The sequence below is a fragment of the Plantactinospora sp. A48 genome, assembly GCF_055793945.1.
Window position 1 is genome coordinate 1 of record NZ_JBTIXF010000010.1, and the last position, 15,378, is coordinate 15,378.

Genomic DNA, 15,378 nt, shown 5'->3' on the forward strand with positions numbered 1-15,378 from the left:
AGCACGCCGCCAGCGTTCGTCCTGAGCCAGGATCAAACTCTCCAACAAAAACTTGTCGAACAGCAAAACCCGGCAAACAAAAAACATTCGCCAAGAAACCCCCCACAACCAGAATCCAACCAACAGCACAAAACCATCAGTCAGACCAGCCACAGAAGGCAAAAATTGGCACTGGCTTATCAAACACCCTGTTGAGTTCTCAAAGAACAACCACACACCAAGAAACCAGCCGATTCACCGACTGCCAACTCGGGGCTTGCCGTTCCGTTCTTTGCCTTGCGGTTTCCCGCTTGGCACTTCTACTACGTTACTCGGTGGCTTTCGTTGTGTCAAATCCGGTTCCTCCCGGTTTGACCCACCAAATTCCACCCGGCAACGCACCCCACAATGATCCGGACGGTCATCAACCGCCCCGAACACCTGCGAGGATTTCGACAGGACCGGCCGCGCTCGGATCGCTCCGTACGCTCGCCCGGCTGCCCGCCGACCGGCAACCCTACCCGATGGATCCGGTGTGGCCAAACCGGCCCGTGGGCCGCTCTGTCACCTGACCACCGTCCAGGCTCCCGCCACGGTCACCCGTGGGGAAAGCCTGAAGGATTGGCCCGCGACGGCCTCGTCGGCACTTTCGCGCCGCCTCGTCCGTTCCCGTGGGCAGAGAGAAAGTTACGCGGCCCGACGAACGAACGTCAAATCGGCCGGCGGCGTCGCGCGTCACACCCGGAAGAATCTCGGCCGGCGGGCGGACCGCCCTCACTCGGACTCCCACACCGACGCTGATCCCGGTCCGCCCCATCTCAGTCCGCCGACAGCAGCTCCAGCACCGCGGTCTCCAATTCCTCCGTCGTGGCGTCGGCATCGGCCACCGGTCGAAGCGTCCTGCCGTCGGAGTAGAGGTCGACGATCCGCGGATCCACGTACGACGCCCGGGCCACCGCCGGGGTGTTGCCGAGCAGTTCGGACACCTCACGCATCACCCCGGCGACGGCTCGGCGCCGGGCCGTGACGGCCCGGACCGGTCCCACCTCGGCCAGCCGGCGCGCCGCCAGGACCGTCGCATGCCAGGTACGGAAGTCCTTGGCGGTCATCTCCGTGCCGCTGGCCTCCCGCAGGTAGCCGTTGACGTCGTCGGCGTGGACGTCCCGCCACTGCCGGTCGGCCCAGTAGCCGAACAGTCGGTCCTCGGTTCGGCGACGCTGCCGGAGTGCCCGCAACACCGAGCAGACCTCGGGGACGGCGATCCGGCGGACCTGCTCCACTCCGCCCTTCGCCGGAAACTCCAGGACCATGCAGTCCCCGCGCCGGTGGGCGTGCTCGGGCCGCAGGGTGGCCAGCCCGAACGTCGGTTCCTCACCGACCGCGTACTCGTCACTGCCGACCCGGAACATGCCCATGTCGAGCAGCCGGGTGATGGTGGCGAGGACCCGGGCGCGGCCCAGGCCTCGCTCGGCCAGCTCAACCTCTACCCGCTTGCGCAGGTCGGGAAGGTGCCGAGCCACCTCCAGCACGTGGTCGAACTTGGCCTCGTCGCGCTCGGTACGCCACTGCGGGTGGTACAGGTACTGCTTGCGTCCGGCCGCGTCCACGCCGGTGGCCTGGATGTGCCCGTTGGGGTGGGGACAGATCCACACCTGCGTCCAGGCGGGCGGGATCGCCAGATCCCTGATCCGCTGCACCTCGTCGGCGCCGAGCGGCCGCGACGCGGCGTCGACGTACGAGAAGCCCCGTCCCCGGCGCTGCCGCCGGTATCCGGGTCTGCCCGGATCGCTACGCCGCAGCCGCACGGCCTTCTCCTCTCCGGCGATCCGTGCCAGTGCGCGCCGTGCGGGCCGTACCGTCCCTGCCGTCCCTGCCGTCCCTGCCGTCCCTGCCGTCCCTGCCGTCCCTGCCGTCCCTGCCGTCCCTGCCGTCCCTGCCGTCCCTGCCGTCCCTGCCGTCCCTGCCGTCCGGGCGGGCCGTGCGGTTGGGGGTCGTCACGCGCGGCGGCATGGCCCGGCGGTACCCGGCTGCGCCGCGATTAACCACGGATCCGTCCGCCGACCGGTAGGCCGGCGCGATAGCGGGTACGTCGGTGCGACGTACCAGGTCCAGGAGGTCCCGGACATGCCGGAGGAGCGGTTCCGCGATCGGGTGGCGGCGGGCGTGGCGCTCGCGGCGCCGGTACGCCACGCCCTGGCTGGCGCCGAACAGCCGCCGCCACTGGTCCTCGCGCTGCCCCGCGGGGGTCTGCCGGTGGCCGCCGAGGTGGCGCGGGCGGTGGGCGGTGAGCTGGACATCGCGGTCAGCCGCAAGATCGGTGCGCCGGAGCAACCGGAGTTCGGGGTGGGCGCCCTCGCCGAGGACGGACCGCCGGTCTTCGACGGACGCTCGCTCCGCTACCTGGGCATCACCGAGGCCGACCTCGCGGCGACGGTGGACCGGGAGCGGGCCGAGGTGGCCCGCCGGGTGCGGCGCTACCGGGACGGGCGGCCCATCGCCGCCGTCACCGGTCGGAGCGTCGTGGTGGTCGACGACGGGGTGGCCACCGGGGTCACGGCGCGGGCCACGCTCCGCTGGCTCCGTACCCATGGGCCCGGCCGGCTCGTCTTCGCGGCGCCCGTCTGTGCCCCGCAGGCGCACCAGGCGCTGGCGGCGGACGCCGACCTGGTCGTGTGCCTACGGACACCACCGGACTTCCAGGCCGTCGGGCAGTGGTACGTCGACTTCGCGCAACTCACCGACGAGGACGTGCTGGCGGTACTCGCGGCGGAACGCTGAGCGGAAAGGAAGGGCCCCCTGATATCGCTTTTCGTATAGGAAGGGCCCTTGTTAACCGACCGCCCTCGCCGGTCAACGGGTAACCGGCAGCGCCCGCAGCGCCCGGCTGCGGAACGACGGCCGCCAGGGCACCCCGGCCGGTGTGTCGAGTTCGGCCGTCCCGAACCGCTGGACGAAGGCCCCGACCGCGACCTCGGCCTCCAACCGCCCGAGCGGTGCGCCAAGGCAGTAGTGCGGGCCGTGCCCGAGCCCGACGTGCGGATTGTCCACCCGGTCCAGCCGGAACCGGTCCGGTTCGTCGAACACCTCCGGATCACGGTTGGCGGCCGCGATACCGAGCAGCACCGTGGCGCCGGCCGGGATCACGGTGTCCCCGACCGGCAGGTCCACCGTGGCGAACCGGCGGATGGCGAGCGTCGCCGGCGGTTCCAGCCGGAGCGTCTCCTCAACCGCCCGGGCGGTCAACGCCGGTTCGGCCCGGACCCGGTCGTACGCCTCCCGGTCGCGCAGCAGGTTGAGCAGGCAGTTGCCGATCAGGTGGACCGAGTTCTCGTAGCCGGCGAACAGGATCAGGAAGGCCAACGAGGTGAGTTCGTCCTCGCTGAGCCGGTCGTCCGCGTCCCGCGCCGCGATCATGGCGGTCAGCAGGTCATCGCCCGGTGCGGCGCGGCGGGCACGGACCAGGTCCAGCAGGAAACGCTCGATGGCCAGTACGGCCCGACCCGCGGCGGCCGGGTCGTCCGGCGGCGGGCTGAGCATCGCACCGGTCCAGTCGCGCAACTCCGCCCGCCCGTCGGCCGGGACACCCAGCAGGTCGCAGATGACCACGACCGGCAGCGGACCGGCGTACCCGCCGATCAGGTCCACGGTTCCGGCGGGCAGCCCGTCGAGGAGCCGCCCGGCCACCGCGGCGATCCGCTCGCGCAACCGTTCGACCCGACGCGGCGTGAACGCCTGGGACACCAGCCGGCGGATCCGGGTGTGGTCCGGCGGGTCCATGTTGAGCAGGTTCGCGTCCAGCGTGGGAGGCAACGAGAAGCCCTGCCAGCCACCCTTGCCGGTGCGTTTGTCCAGGGACAGGCGCGGGTCGGCCAGCAGCGGACGGACGTCCCGGTAGCGGCTGACGAACCAGACCGGTGATCCGTCCGGCAGCTCGACGGGATGTGCGGGAGCACGCTCCCGCAGCGCCGCGAAGGCGCCGTGCGGGTCAGCGACAATGGTCTCGATCGGCGTGGGCATGGCGTCAGCTCCGTTCCCTGTCGACAAGTCGGGCCTCGGCCACCGCGGCCGCGGCACCGGAGGAGCGCAGCGCCCTCGCGACGGCGACCAGCCAGGTGACCTCGGCGGCGAAATCCCGGGTGCCGGCTGGGCCTGCCGGACCCGGCCCGCCGGCCGAGTCCGCCGAGATCGACCCACCGGCTGGCATCGCGTCGCCGGCCGCGGCTGCCTGACCCGGACCGTCCGGGACCGCCGGGCCCGGACCGTCCGGAACCGAGCCACCTGGCGAATCCGAAGGATCCGGTACGGCCGGCTCCGACATCGTGGCCGGATCGCGGTACGAGGTCGGATCAGGGTACGGCGCCGGCGCGGGCAGCCGGGCCAACCAGGCGTCCCACCTGGCCCGTCGGCGTGGTTCGGCCAGCGCCGCGGGGTCGTCCGGCGAAGCGGGCGGTGCGGCCTCCAGTTGGGATCGGCGCTGGACCTCGTACGCGATCAGCGCCGCCCGCAGCCGGCCGGCGTACCGTACCGCCGGGTCCTGGTCGTCGCCCTGGTCGCCGTCCGGGCCGGGCTCGGCCAGGTGGTCCCGCACGCCGCGGATCCCGTCACCGATCTCGATGACCCGGCGGCGGAGCCGGCGGTCCAGGTCCCAGCCGGCGACCCGGCTCCACCGGCCCTCGCGGTCGAGGACGACCTCGGGCATCGTGACGGCCACCGCCTCCCAGAGCGGGTGGAGTCGATGATGCGCCCGGCGCCGGGCCATCCAGGTCGTCACCCTGGACAGCCGCGGGCCGAGGGCGGGCAGGGTCAGGCCGACGATGATGAGCAGCGCGCCCGTCGACGCGGTGATGGGTACCAGGAACTCCCAGCGGTGCTGGTCCCGGCCGAGCTGTGCCGTCGCCATGGTGCCGGCCCGCAGCGCGCAGTAGACAAGGCCGAGCGCGGCGCCCGCGGCGGTCAGCCGCAGGCCGCGGCTCAGCCAGGTACGTCCGGCGTCCCGGGCGTACGGCAGGCAGAGCCGGATGATGTCCACCACCCCGAGGGCCACCATGGCCAGGTAGCAACCCAGATAGATCCGGTACGTCGGGTCGTCGGCGTAGGTCGCCGCGGCGACGTGTGACTGTTCGGGGCGCGGCGGTACGGCGGCGAACAGGGCGGCCATGGTGACCAGGACGCACAGCACCCAGAGCAGTCGCCAGCGCGCCCGGTGCCAACCGACGGCCGCGGGATGGGTCCAGAAGATGATCAGACACTGGATCGTGCCGGAGAAGGCGATCACCCCGCTCTGGCTGACCAGCAGCGACAGGTTCGACACGCCCGCCGCCCGGTCCAGCCACTGCCAGACGACCGGCGTGGAGATCGTGAAGACGAGGCCCATCAGCGCGAACGCGGTGCAGACGGCGTACAGCGCCGGGTCGCGGGGGTCCTGGCGCAGGCCGCGCCGGAGCCGGTAGAGCAGGGCCGACCAGGCGACTGCGGCGGCCACCGGGTAGAGGATCCCGTTCACCCGTTGTCCCCGAGAGCGCGCTCGATCCGGGTGATGACCCGGGCCGATCCGGGGGGTACGTCCCAGGTCTGCTCCGTCGGCCACGGGCTGAGCCGGCCGAACAGTTCGGTGCCGAGCGCCTCGGCCTCGCGCTCGGTCGGCCCGTCGTAGCAGGTCCGGGCGAGGGTGCGGGGTTCACTCCCGGCGAGCGCCCGCTGGACCGCCCACGGCTCGATGGTGGGCAGGACCCGCCGGGTGATCTCCGGGTCGTCCAGCGGTCGCAGGTGGTGGCCGAGCATGAGGTGCGCCAGTTCGTGGCAGGCGATGCCGTCCTGGAGCCAGGGTTCGGCCAGCGCGTCGATGAAGACGCCGAGCAGCGACGGGGTCACCACGACCACGCCGCTGGGCAGGTCGGGCGGCATCTCCATTCGAGCCAGCCGTACCGGCCGGTCGGTCCGGGCGCCGACCGCCGCGCAGAGCTGATCGATGTCGGGGTGCCGGGGCAGGTCGAGGTCGTCGACCAGTCGGGCGCAGCGTCGACGCAGTCGTGCGGCACGCATCCGTTCACCGTCCTGGTCGGTGGATGCCGGGATCAGTCTTCGCGCGGGAGCGACCCGTCCGGCGGCGTGGTCTCGCCGTCACCACGATCGCTGATCCCCTCCATCTCGAGCAACTGTTCGAAGATCGCCGTCATGGCGTCCTGGCTCCGGCCGGACAGGCCGCTGCGGCCCAGCACGTCCCGGAGGACGACCTGCTGTACGCCCAGCCGGCGCATCTGACCGAGCCGCCGCAGGTCCGCGCTGACCGTATCGGCGACCGTCTCATCATCGTCGTCCACAAGATACGAGGTGGATACCCCGAAGGCGATGGCGAGTGCCTTCAGGTGACTGAGCCGCGGGTCAGTAGCCTTGCCTTGGCGCAGTTCGCCGAGGTAGGCGCCGCTGATCGTGACCGGTTCCCCGACGATGTCCCGGATCCGATCGGCGATGGGACCCGGCCGGTTGATCCGGTCGGCGATCTCGCTGTTGTAGTACTCGCGTCCGGGACGGCCCCGCCCCACCTCCGCTGGCCCCGGCCGGAAGGTGACGAACAGTTCGTTGATTTTGTCCGCCAACGTCCGTCGCGGATTGCGCGGCAGGTTCCCCACCATGATCACCCCTACCGGTCGAACCGCGGGCCGCCGGTCACGGCGGTCCCGACACAAACGATAAACGCATGTTGAGATCTGGCGAAAAGGCTAAACATCTGTTGTGTCGCGAGCGCCTGGCAGCGTAGCCTGATGATCAGGAACAACGGGGGTGGTGCGGGAGGCCGGAAAGCGATCGCGGTGGGGATCCCTTTCCGGCCAACCGCGCGCAACCCCGGCCGCGCCGTCCAGCGGCCTCAAGCGCCACCGTCCACCGACGCGGCCGAGCCGACCCGAGCGGCGCCACCCAAGGTCACGGCCGAGCCGACCCGAGCGGGTACGCCGGGCGGTGTGGCGCACCGGCGCAGCCCCGCCTCCGGACAGCCGGGGCGTCCCCGCTGGCAGCCGTCCGGATCATCGTCGAAACCACCCGGTGAGGTCACCGGTCCAGGAAACCACAGGTGCCCGCGCCGCCCGGTTCGCGGTCACCGCTCGATCCCGGAATAGTTGACGCGTCAAGTATGTTTCCGGCTACGTGCCCGGGACATCGGTCCCGGGACGGGCGTGAGGAGCAGGTCATGCAGTTCGGCGTCTTCACCGTCGGTGACGTGACGACCGACCCCACCACCGGCCGGGCGTTGTCGGAGGGCGAGCGGATCAAGGCGATGGTGACCATCGCCCGCAAGGCTGAGGAGGTCGGCCTCGACGTCTTCGCCACGGGCGAGCACCACAACCCCCCGTTCGTACCCTCGTCACCCACCACCATGCTCGGCTACATCGCCGCGCGGACCGAGCGGCTGCTGCTGTCCACCGCCACCACCCTGATCACCACGAACGACCCCGTGAAGATCGCCGAGGACTACGCGATGCTCCAGCACCTGGCCGACGGCCGGGTCGACCTGACGCTGGGCCGTGGCAACACCGGGCCGGTCTACCCGTGGTTCGGCAAGGACATCCGGGCCGGTATCCCGCTGGCGATCGAGAACTACGCGCTGCTGCACCGGCTCTGGCGGGAGGACGTGGTCGACTGGAAGGGCCGGTACCGCACCCCGTTGCAGTCGTTCACCGCGACGCCCCGGCCGCTGGACGGCGTACCGCCGTTCGTCTGGCACGGCTCGATTCGCAGTCCCGAGATCGCCGAGCAGGCCGCGTACTACGGTGACGGCTTCTTCGCCAACCACATCTTCTGGCCCAAGGAGCACACCCAGCGGATGGTCGCGCTGTACCGGGAACGGTTCGGGTACTACGGTCACGGCTCGCCCGAACAGGCCATCGTCGGCCTCGGCGGCCAGGTCTTCATGCGACGCAACTCGCAGGACGCCGTACGCGAGTTCCGACCGTACTTCGACAACGCGCCGGTGTACGGGCACGGCCCGTCGCTGGAGGAGTTCTCCGCCGAGACCCCGCTGACCGTGGGCAGCCCGCAGCAGGTGATCGACCGCACGCTGGGCTTCCGCGAGTACGTCGGCGACTACCAGCGGCAGCTCTTCCTGGTCGACCACGCCGGTCTGCCGCTGAAGACGGTGCTGGAGCAGCTCGACCTGCTCGGCGAGGAGGTCGTACCCGTGCTGCGGCGGGAGTTCGCGGCCCGGCGCGCGCCCGGGGTGCCCGACGCACCCACCCACGCCACCCTGCTGGCCGCCCGCGCCGCGACTGCGTCCGACGCGACCGGCACGGTCCGCGACGCCGGTGCCGCCGATACGGCCGACGCCGCAACGGCGGACAGCGGCGCGGCCGACGGCGCGGGGTCCGGGGTGACCAGCGGGGTGACCCGATGAGCCGGCGCAGCCTCGTGGTCGTCTCGGGTGGGCTGCGCCAGCCGTCCTCGACCCGGTTGCTGGCCGACCAGCTCGGCGCGGCCACCCGCACGGCGCTGGCCGGCCGGGAGGTGGAGGTCGACGTCCACGCGGTCGACCTGCGGGAACACGCGCACGACCTGACCAATGCCCTGCTCACCGGCTTTCCGCCGGCCGCGCTGCGGCCGGCGGTGGCGGCGGTGGCCGGCGCCGACGGGCTGGTGGCGGTGACCCCGATCTTCAACGCCTCGTACAGCGGGCTGTTCAAGTCCTTCTTCGACGCGCTGGAGGAGGGGACCCTCGCCGGCCGGCCGGTGCTGCTCGCCGCGACCGGCGGCACGGCCCGGCACTCGCTGGCGCTGGAGTACGCGGTCCGACCGCTGTTCAGCCACCTGCGGTCCAGCACCGTGCCGACCGCCGTGTTCGCGGCCCCCGAGGACTGGGCCGGCGGTACGGCCGGCGGTCCGCTGCGGGACCGGATCGAGCGCGCGGCCGGCGAACTGGCCGAGCTGATCGCTGGACGCGAACCGGCGAGCCCGCCGGACCCGTTCGCGTTGACGACCGACTTCGCCCACCTGCTCGGCGGCGACTGACCCAACCGGCGGGCCCGCGGCGACTGACCCAGCCGGCGGGCCCGCGGTCCGGCACAGGTCGGGGCGGTTAGCATGGCCGGCGCGGCCCACAACCGCGTGCGGTGGCCGCGCGCGGCGGCCACGGCGAGGAGGTGACCGGTGCACTACCGACCGTTGGACCAGCGGACCCCGGACGCGCAGTACCGGGACCTGCTGGCCCGGATCCTCGACACCGGCGAAGAGGTGCCCACCCGGCAGGGTCCGGTCGCGCTCACGCTGATGCAGCAGACCCTGCGGTTCGACCTGGCGAACGGCTTCCCGGTGATCACCGAACGGAGCATCGCGTCGTTCTGGCACAAGGCCGTCGGCGAGCTGTGCGCGTTCATCAACGGGGCCACGACGCTGAAGGAGTTCGCCGAGTTCGGCTGCGACTGGTGGGGGCCGTGGGCCACGCCGGAGAAGACCGCCGCGCGTGGCCTGCCGCCCGAGGATCTCGGCCCCGGCTCGTACGGCGGCGCGTTCCACGACTTCCCGACCATCGAGGGCGACGGGTTCGACCAGTTCGAACACCTCGTCGAGCAGCTACGCGAGCTGCCGAACGACCGCACCCACTTCGTGTCGCCGTGGATCCCGCAGTACCAGGTGCGGGGCGCCGGCAAGCGGCCCCGGACCACCATCGCGCCCTGCCACGGCTGGGTACACGTCCGGGTGCTGGGCGGGCGGCTGCACCTGCACATGTTCCAGCGCTCCGGTGACGTGCCGGTGGGCGTACCCTCGAACATGGTCCAGTACGCGGCGCTGCTGCTCATGCTGGAGCAGCTCACCGGCATCCCGGCCGGGGTCTACTACCACACCATCTCCGACGCGCACGTGTACGCCGACCAGATCGAGCAGGCCCGGGCGATGACCCGCCGCGAGCCCCGCCGGCTGCCCACGGTACGGCTGACCGACGCCGGTCGGAGCGTGCAGGACATCCACGACTTCCGGGCCGAGCATTTCGAGCTGGCCGACTACGACCCGCACCCCGGCCTCGGCCGGATCCCGGTGTCCCCGTGACAGCCTCCCTCAGCTCACCGGCGCCCGCGCGGGCCGGGGCGACGGTGGCGATCTCGCTGATCGTGGCGGCCGACGAGGACGACGTGATCGGCGCGGACGGCGACCTGCCCTGGCATCTGCGCACCGACCTGCGCCGGTTCCAGGCGCGCACCGCCGGCCACGTACTGGTCTCCGGCCGCCGTAACCACGAGTCCATCATCCGGCGGCTCGGTCGACCGCTGCCCGGCCGCCTCACCGTGGTCGTCACCCGGAACACCCGGCTGCCCCGGTACGACGGCATGCTGATCCAGCCGGACGTCCCGGCGGCGCTGCACGCGGCGCGGGCCATCGCGGCCTTCGCCGGCCACGACGAGTGCTTCGTGATGGGTGGCGCCGAGATCTACGCGCAGGCGCTGCCCGAGGTGACGCGGATCTACCTGACCCGGGTGCACGCCCGGGTGGCCGGGGACACCGTCATGCCGGCCGGCTGGCTGACCGGCTTCACCCGGGTCGCCGCCGAACGGGTCGACGACGACGCGCTGCCGTACACGATCGAGACGTACGAGCGAGCCTGATGTGCCGCTCTACCACCTGAGCAACTCCCGGTCCACCGCCCAACTGGAAGACATGCTCCGGCTGGAGGCGGCGGGCATCTGCGTCTTCTGCCCGGCGGAGTTGGAGCGCGACCCGGATCAGCAGATCCTGCACCGCACGGCGCACTGGACGGTCACCCCCAACGAGTTCCCGTACGCCGGCACCCGGCTGCACCTGCTGCTCGTCCCGCACGCTCACGTCGGTGATCTGCTTGATCTGCCGGCCGAGGCCCAGGCCGATTTCTGGGCCACGCTGGCCTGGGTACGCGAGCGGCACGGGCTGACCTACTACGGTCTCGGCTCCCGCAACGGCGACCCGGCCCGGACGGGCGCCACCATCGAACACGTCCACGTACACGTCGTGGTCGGCGATGTCGACGACCCGGACCACCGCCCGGTGCGGATGAAGCTCAGCCAGCGGCCCGACCCGGTGGCCGAGGCACGACTGCCCGGACCGGACGCCCGGGACACCTAGGTCGACGAGTCGTCAGCCCGGCTGCTCGCCGAGGTCGACCCAGCACAGCCGCACGCCGGCCGCCCGTAGCACCGCGTCGCCGTCCAGCAGCGCGTACGGGCCGGCGAAGTAGCAGGATCGGAACCCGGCCTCGGCCACCAGCCGGGCACACGCCGGGCAGGGGAACGTCGACACGTACAGGTCCGCGCCGGCCAGGGCCACCCCGTCCCGCGCCGCGCGGCCCACCAGCACGGCCTCGGCGTGAATCGCGGTGGACAGATCCGGCCGTACGCCCCGGCGGAACTCGTTGCGCGGATCACCGTCAATGTAGGGGGCGTACTCGGTGGGCAGATGCCGGTTGAACGCGACATCGGTGACCTCGCCGTCCCGGGCGGCCACCGCGCCGACCTGGCGCCACCAGTCGGAGCTGAGCGCCCCCGCGTCCGCCGCGCGCCGGGCCAACCGCACCGACAACTCGTCGGCGGTCACCTCGCCGTCGTACCCGGCCAGCCGCTGGGCCTGGCTCCACGGCCGATCCCAGCGCAGGAAGGTCCGCTCGAACCGCACGGTCCGCCCGGCGGCCAGGTCGTGCCGGGCCACCAGGTCACGAGTGATCTCCTCATCCGGTACGACCAGGATGTCGGCCTTGATCGCACCCGGCAGCTCGTCCCGGTGTACCACCTGGACCGGCGGCCGGCCGCTGGCCGCGAGATAGCGTGCGGCGGTCTCTGGGGCCAGGGCCCGGATGTCCTTGCGGAGCGCCGGATGATCATCGGCGAAGCTGGTACCGAGCAGCAGGATCTCGGCGGCGTCCCCGTGCCGGTCGAGGAACCCCTCGTAGCCGGCGTGCAGGACGGGAAGGTACAACAGGAGCTGCTTCACCGGCTGTCGTCGGTCCGTCCCATACCGGCCCGACCGTCACCGTCCCGGGCGTCGTCTGCCCGGGCGTCGTCGTCCCGGGCGTCGTCGATCTCGTCGAAGACATCCTGGAGCAGGTCCGGCAGCCGCTCGGAGAGCCGCTGCGACATGCGCTTCTCCAGCCCGAGTTGGAGCAGCCGCAGCCGCGCCGACGTGCTCACGGTGGCCATCCGCTCCAGCACCTCGACCCGACCGCAGTACTTCGCCTCCAGCTCGGCGATCTCCTCCGGGTCGTACGTGTCGGCGGTCGCGACCAGCACGTCGGGGCGTACCGCCTTGATCAGCGACCATCGCGGCTCGTCGGCCGGCTTGGTGGTGACCAGCCCGACCCCGCGCTGGTGGGTCACCATCCGCAACCGTTCCAACTCCGGTACGGCTGGCCGCCACACCCCCTTGCGGCGGCGGACCTTCTCGTCGCTGTCGACGCCGACGATCAGGAAGTCGCCGAACTGGCGCGCCGCCTCCAGGTACATCGAGTGGCCCTCGTGCAGGATGTCGAAGGTCCCGCTGGTGAGCACGACGCGCAGCCCGAGCACCCGCAGCGCGGCCACGATCTCGCTGATCCGCTCATAGTCGGGCACGAACCGCAGCTCGAAGTTGGAGGCGTCGGCGAAGAACCCGCTGCTCGTCACCGTCGGGCGGGAGGCCGACCCATCCGGCTCCTGGTCGTCGTGCCCGGCACCTGTCGGCCGCTCACCGGCACGCCCGGCGTCGATCGGGCCTTGGCCGTCGTGCGCAGCGCCGGGAGGAGCTGGCGTCGCGGATCCGGCGGCCTGCTTCTCGGAGATTTCATTCATCATGTCCGCGAACTGCGCTTTCAGCCGATAGGCGGTACGGGTCAGACTCGGGCCGCCTCAAGGTAGCGCGCCGCCCCGCCACGTCACCAATTCGACCCGACCTCGGTCGACTCGTCGTCGTTGACCCGCGCGGTTCCGCCGATCGCCCGGCACCGGAAGGTGACGTTCAGCCAGTACACCTGATCCCCGTTGGGCCCGACCGACAGGTCGAACGCCTCGATGTTGACCAGCCGTTCCACCCGGGCGGTGACGGCGGTCTCCTCCTGGATCTCGCGTACGGCGGCCGTCGCCGGTTGCTCGCCAGGCTCCAGGCAACCGGTGACCAGGGTCCACCTGCCGTCGTCGGAGCGCCGGACCAGCAGCACCCGATCCTGGTCGTCGAGAACCACCGCGGTCGCTCCGGACAGCGGCAGTGGGTCGTGGCCGATTTTCGCGCGCAACGCCAGGACGAATTCGGGAATCGGCACCACGCAACCCTATGACACGTTCACGAGGCTCAAAGTGTGCAGAGTTGTTGTCGTCAGAGCGACAACAACTCTGCACATTTTCGGGTCCGGCCAGATCCCTTCAGCCCGGACCTGGCGACGAACGTCCGACCGGGGTCCTCCGGATCGCGCCGCGTCGGTACGGTGGTGCGCATGGTCCCGCCTCTCGCCCGTACCAGTGCGGAAGCCCACCTGTACATGGACCTGCATCCACACGAGTGCGGAGCGGTCGGGTTCGCCCGGAACAGCGCCGTGGTCACGCTGGACGATGGCAGCCTGGCCAGCCGGTACACCGGGGACTGCACCGGGTGCGGACAGCCACGCGAGTTCCTGTTCCGGCTGCCCGCCGAGATCGTCCCGCCGCCCGCCGACGGGCGTTTCAGCTACGGCGGCGCTGAGCCCTCCGAGCTGCTCGACCCGGGTGAGTGGCTGTGGGTCGCCGACGCGTACGCCTCGACGGTGCCCGCCGATCCCGCGGCCGCGCCAGGTGATCAGCGGCAGCGGGCCCGAGCCGCGCTGATCCGGGCCTCCGCCGCGCTCGACGAGGTGCTCAAGTTCCTGCCATCCGGCGCGGACGAGATAGCCACCAGCGCCGTCAGCAGCGAGCGCGGGCGCGCGGCGCTGGCACACGAGCCCGGCCGGTTGCGCCGGAACCGACTGGCCGCGCTGCGTGACGCGTACGCCGGACTGGCCGGCCAGTTCGCCTGACCCCGCCACCAGGGGCGGGCGGCGCGGCCGACGACCCGGGCGCCGGGCACCGGCCGACAGCCCGGGCGCCGGGCACCGGCCGACAGCCCGGGCGCCGGGCGCCGGGTCAGCGTTCGAGGATGGCGACCACGCCCTGGCCGCCGGCCGCGCAGATGGAGATCAGCCCGCGCCCGCTGCCCTGCTCGGCGAGCAGCTTGGCCAGGGTGGCCACGATCCGGCCGCCGGTGGCGGCGAACGGGTGGCCGGCGGCCAGCGACGAGCCGTTGACGTTGAGTTTCGCCCGGTCGATCGGGCCGAGTGGTTCGTCCAGGCCGAGCCGTTCCTTGCAGAACTCGGGTGACTCCCAGGCGGCGAGGGTGGCCAGCACCTGCGACGCGAACGCCTCGTGGATCTCGTAGAAGTCGAAGTCCCGCAGGGTCAGGCCGGTCCGGGCGAGCAGCCGGGGGACCGCGTACGCGGGGGCCATCAGCAGACCCTCGTCGCCGTGCACGAAGTCGACCGCGGCCGTCTCGGCGTCCCGGAACCAGGCCAGCACCGGCAGGTTGTGCGCGGCGGCCCAATCCTCGGACCCGAGCAGCACGGTGGAGGCGCCGTCGGTGAGCGGCGAGGAGTTGCCGGCGGTCATGGTGGCGGTGGCGGCGTCCGCGCCCCGGGCACCGAAGACCGGCTTCAGCGCCCCGAGCCGGTCCAGGGAGGTGTCCGCGCGCAGGTTCTGGTCGCGCTGCAATCCGAGGTACGGGGTGAGCAGGTCGTCGAAGAACCCGCGCTCGTACGCGGCGGCGAGCCGCTGGTGGGACGCGAGCGCCAGTTCGTCCTGGGCCTGCCGGTCGATGTTCCAGCGTCGGGCCGTGACGGCCGCGTGGTCTCCCATGGACAGGCCGGTCCGGGGTTCCGCGTTGCGCGGGATCTCCGGCTTGAACGGGTGCTGCGGGCGCAGCGCGGTGGCCGCTTTCAGCCGGGCGCCGAGGGTGCGCGCCGAGTTGATCCGCAGCAGGGTCTGCCGGAACTCCTCGTTGACCGCGAGCGGGGCGTCCGAGGTGGTGTCGACGCCACCGGCGATGCCGACGTCGAGCTGCCCGAGGGCGATCTTGTTGGCGACGCCGATCACGGTCTCCAGGCCGGTACCGCAGGCCTGCTGGAGGTCGTACGCCGGGGTGTGCGGGTCGAGCCGCGAACCGAGCACCACCTCGCGGGTCAGGTTGTAGTCCCGGGAGTGCTTGAGCACCGCGCCCGCGACGACCTCGCCGATCCGCTGCCCGGCCAGGCCGAACCGGGCGACCAGCCCGTCCAGGGCGGCGGTCAGCATGTCCTGGTTCGAGGCGCGGGCGTACCGGCTGTTCGAGCGGGCGAACGGGATCCGGTTGCCTCCGATGATCGCGACGCGACGGGCTTCCTGCACGATCCGGCCTCCTTCGACTCGCGGCGGGCTTGCG

At 71.9% G+C, this 15,378-nt stretch carries 17 protein-coding genes; 8 read left to right on the top strand and 9 right to left on the bottom strand.

Going from position 1 to position 15,378, the window contains the following annotated elements; translation table 11 throughout:
- Positions 1-195, top strand: a 195-nt coding sequence (locus ACXN5W_RS07645; protein WP_473157458.1) for a hypothetical protein, incomplete at its 5' end; no start/stop codon positions are given.
- Positions 196-797: 602 nt separating this feature from the next.
- Here the strand turns inward: ACXN5W_RS07645 and ACXN5W_RS07650 are convergent.
- Positions 798-1,784 carry a DNA topoisomerase IB gene (locus ACXN5W_RS07650; protein WP_473157459.1) on the bottom strand — a complete coding sequence of 329 codons (987 nt, stop codon included), beginning with the start codon at positions 1,782-1,784 and terminating at the stop codon, positions 798-800.
- Positions 1,785-2,103: 319 nt separating this feature from the next.
- Between ACXN5W_RS07650 and ACXN5W_RS07655 the strand changes: the two genes are divergently transcribed.
- Positions 2,104-2,757 carry a phosphoribosyltransferase gene (locus tag ACXN5W_RS07655; protein ID WP_473157460.1) on the top strand — a complete coding sequence of 218 codons (654 nt, stop codon included), beginning with the start codon at positions 2,104-2,106 and terminating at the stop codon, positions 2,755-2,757.
- A gap of 72 nt (positions 2,758-2,829) precedes the next feature.
- On the opposite strand, the gene ACXN5W_RS07660 is transcribed toward ACXN5W_RS07655, so the two are convergent.
- Genes ACXN5W_RS07660 through ACXN5W_RS07675 form a run of 4 tightly spaced genes read right to left on the bottom strand, consistent with a single transcriptional unit; the run spans position 2,830 to position 6,611 of the window.
- Positions 2,830-3,996 (bottom strand): cytochrome P450 family protein, encoded by a 1,167-nt coding sequence (locus ACXN5W_RS07660; RefSeq protein WP_473157461.1) that lies wholly within the window; start codon positions 3,994-3,996, stop codon positions 2,830-2,832.
- 4 nt (positions 3,997-4,000) lie between these two features.
- Complete coding sequence (locus ACXN5W_RS07665; protein WP_473157462.1) at positions 4,001-5,482, bottom strand: MAB_1171c family putative transporter; 1,482 nt, start codon at positions 5,480-5,482, stop codon at positions 4,001-4,003.
- Complete coding sequence (locus ACXN5W_RS07670; protein ID WP_473157463.1) at positions 5,479-6,021, bottom strand: hypothetical protein; 543 nt, start codon at positions 6,019-6,021, stop codon at positions 5,479-5,481. Before ACXN5W_RS07670 ends, ACXN5W_RS07665 begins: the two co-directional genes overlap by 4 nt.
- A gap of 32 nt (positions 6,022-6,053) precedes the next feature.
- Positions 6,054-6,611, bottom strand: a complete 558-nt coding sequence (locus tag ACXN5W_RS07675) for a helix-turn-helix domain-containing protein (protein WP_473157464.1) — start codon at positions 6,609-6,611, stop codon at positions 6,054-6,056.
- A 554-nt stretch (positions 6,612-7,165) separates the two neighbouring features.
- Between ACXN5W_RS07675 and ACXN5W_RS07680 the strand changes: the two genes are divergently transcribed.
- The 5 genes from ACXN5W_RS07680 to ACXN5W_RS07700 all read left to right on the top strand — a co-directional run bounded on the left by ACXN5W_RS07680 (position 7,166) and on the right by ACXN5W_RS07700 (position 11,058).
- Positions 7,166-8,365, top strand: coding sequence for an LLM class flavin-dependent oxidoreductase (locus tag ACXN5W_RS07680; protein ID WP_473157465.1), 1,200 nt, complete (start codon positions 7,166-7,168; stop codon positions 8,363-8,365).
- The gene (locus ACXN5W_RS07685) at positions 8,362-8,976 is read left to right on the top strand and encodes an FMN reductase (protein WP_473157466.1); all 615 of its coding nucleotides are present in this window, start codon (positions 8,362-8,364) and stop codon (positions 8,974-8,976) included. Before ACXN5W_RS07680 ends, ACXN5W_RS07685 begins: the two co-directional genes overlap by 4 nt.
- Positions 8,977-9,114: 138 nt before the next feature.
- Positions 9,115-10,011 carry a thymidylate synthase gene (thyA, locus tag ACXN5W_RS07690; protein WP_473157467.1) on the top strand — a complete coding sequence of 299 codons (897 nt, stop codon included), beginning with the start codon at positions 9,115-9,117 and terminating at the stop codon, positions 10,009-10,011.
- On the top strand, positions 10,008-10,565 hold the full coding sequence (locus tag ACXN5W_RS07695) for a dihydrofolate reductase (protein ID WP_473157468.1): 558 nt from the start codon (positions 10,008-10,010) through the stop codon (positions 10,563-10,565). The genes thyA and ACXN5W_RS07695 overlap by 4 nt, the downstream gene beginning before the upstream one ends.
- Before the next feature lies 1 nt (position 10,566).
- Positions 10,567-11,058 carry an HIT family protein gene (locus ACXN5W_RS07700; protein WP_473157469.1) on the top strand — a complete coding sequence of 164 codons (492 nt, stop codon included), beginning with the start codon at positions 10,567-10,569 and terminating at the stop codon, positions 11,056-11,058.
- A 12-nt stretch (positions 11,059-11,070) separates the two neighbouring features.
- On the opposite strand, the gene ACXN5W_RS07705 is transcribed toward ACXN5W_RS07700, so the two are convergent.
- The 3 genes from ACXN5W_RS07705 to ACXN5W_RS07715 form a co-directional block, all read right to left on the bottom strand.
- The gene (locus tag ACXN5W_RS07705) at positions 11,071-11,919 is read right to left on the bottom strand and encodes a deoxycytidylate deaminase (protein WP_473157470.1); all 849 of its coding nucleotides are present in this window, start codon (positions 11,917-11,919) and stop codon (positions 11,071-11,073) included.
- Positions 11,916-12,752, bottom strand: a complete 837-nt coding sequence (locus tag ACXN5W_RS07710; protein ID WP_473157471.1) for an adenylyltransferase/cytidyltransferase family protein — start codon at positions 12,750-12,752, stop codon at positions 11,916-11,918. Before ACXN5W_RS07710 ends, ACXN5W_RS07705 begins: the two co-directional genes overlap by 4 nt.
- Before the next feature lie 83 nt (positions 12,753-12,835).
- Entirely contained in the window at positions 12,836-13,219 is a 384-nt protein-coding gene (locus tag ACXN5W_RS07715; RefSeq protein ID WP_473157472.1) for an NUDIX hydrolase, read from the bottom strand.
- A 171-nt stretch (positions 13,220-13,390) separates the two neighbouring features.
- Between ACXN5W_RS07715 and ACXN5W_RS07720 the strand changes: the two genes are divergently transcribed.
- Positions 13,391-13,945: a hypothetical protein gene (locus ACXN5W_RS07720; RefSeq protein WP_473157473.1), complete on the top strand. Its 555-nt coding sequence runs from the start codon at positions 13,391-13,393 to the stop codon at positions 13,943-13,945.
- A gap of 106 nt (positions 13,946-14,051) precedes the next feature.
- On the opposite strand, the gene ACXN5W_RS07725 is transcribed toward ACXN5W_RS07720, so the two are convergent.
- Complete coding sequence (locus tag ACXN5W_RS07725) at positions 14,052-15,344, bottom strand: acetyl-CoA C-acetyltransferase (RefSeq protein ID WP_473157474.1); 1,293 nt, start codon at positions 15,342-15,344, stop codon at positions 14,052-14,054.
- Positions 15,345-15,378: the final 34 nt, after the last annotated feature.

Coding starts and splice junctions, on each gene's coding strand:
- ACXN5W_RS07660 (WP_473157461.1), bottom strand. CDS start 3,996: ATGCCCACGCCGATCGAGACCATTGTCGCTGACCCGCACGGCGCCTTC.
- ACXN5W_RS07685 (WP_473157466.1), top strand. CDS start 8,362: ATGAGCCGGCGCAGCCTCGTGGTCGTCTCGGGTGGGCTGCGCCAGCCG.
- ACXN5W_RS07655 (WP_473157460.1), top strand. CDS start 2,104: ATGCCGGAGGAGCGGTTCCGCGATCGGGTGGCGGCGGGCGTGGCGCTC.
- ACXN5W_RS07675 (WP_473157464.1), bottom strand. CDS start 6,611: ATGGTGGGGAACCTGCCGCGCAATCCGCGACGGACGTTGGCGGACAAA.
- ACXN5W_RS07720 (WP_473157473.1), top strand. CDS start 13,391: ATGGTCCCGCCTCTCGCCCGTACCAGTGCGGAAGCCCACCTGTACATG.
- ACXN5W_RS07670 (WP_473157463.1), bottom strand. CDS start 6,021: ATGCGTGCCGCACGACTGCGTCGACGCTGCGCCCGACTGGTCGACGAC.
- ACXN5W_RS07710 (WP_473157471.1), bottom strand. CDS start 12,752: ATGAATGAAATCTCCGAGAAGCAGGCCGCCGGATCCGCGACGCCAGCT.
- ACXN5W_RS07680 (WP_473157465.1), top strand. CDS start 7,166: ATGCAGTTCGGCGTCTTCACCGTCGGTGACGTGACGACCGACCCCACC.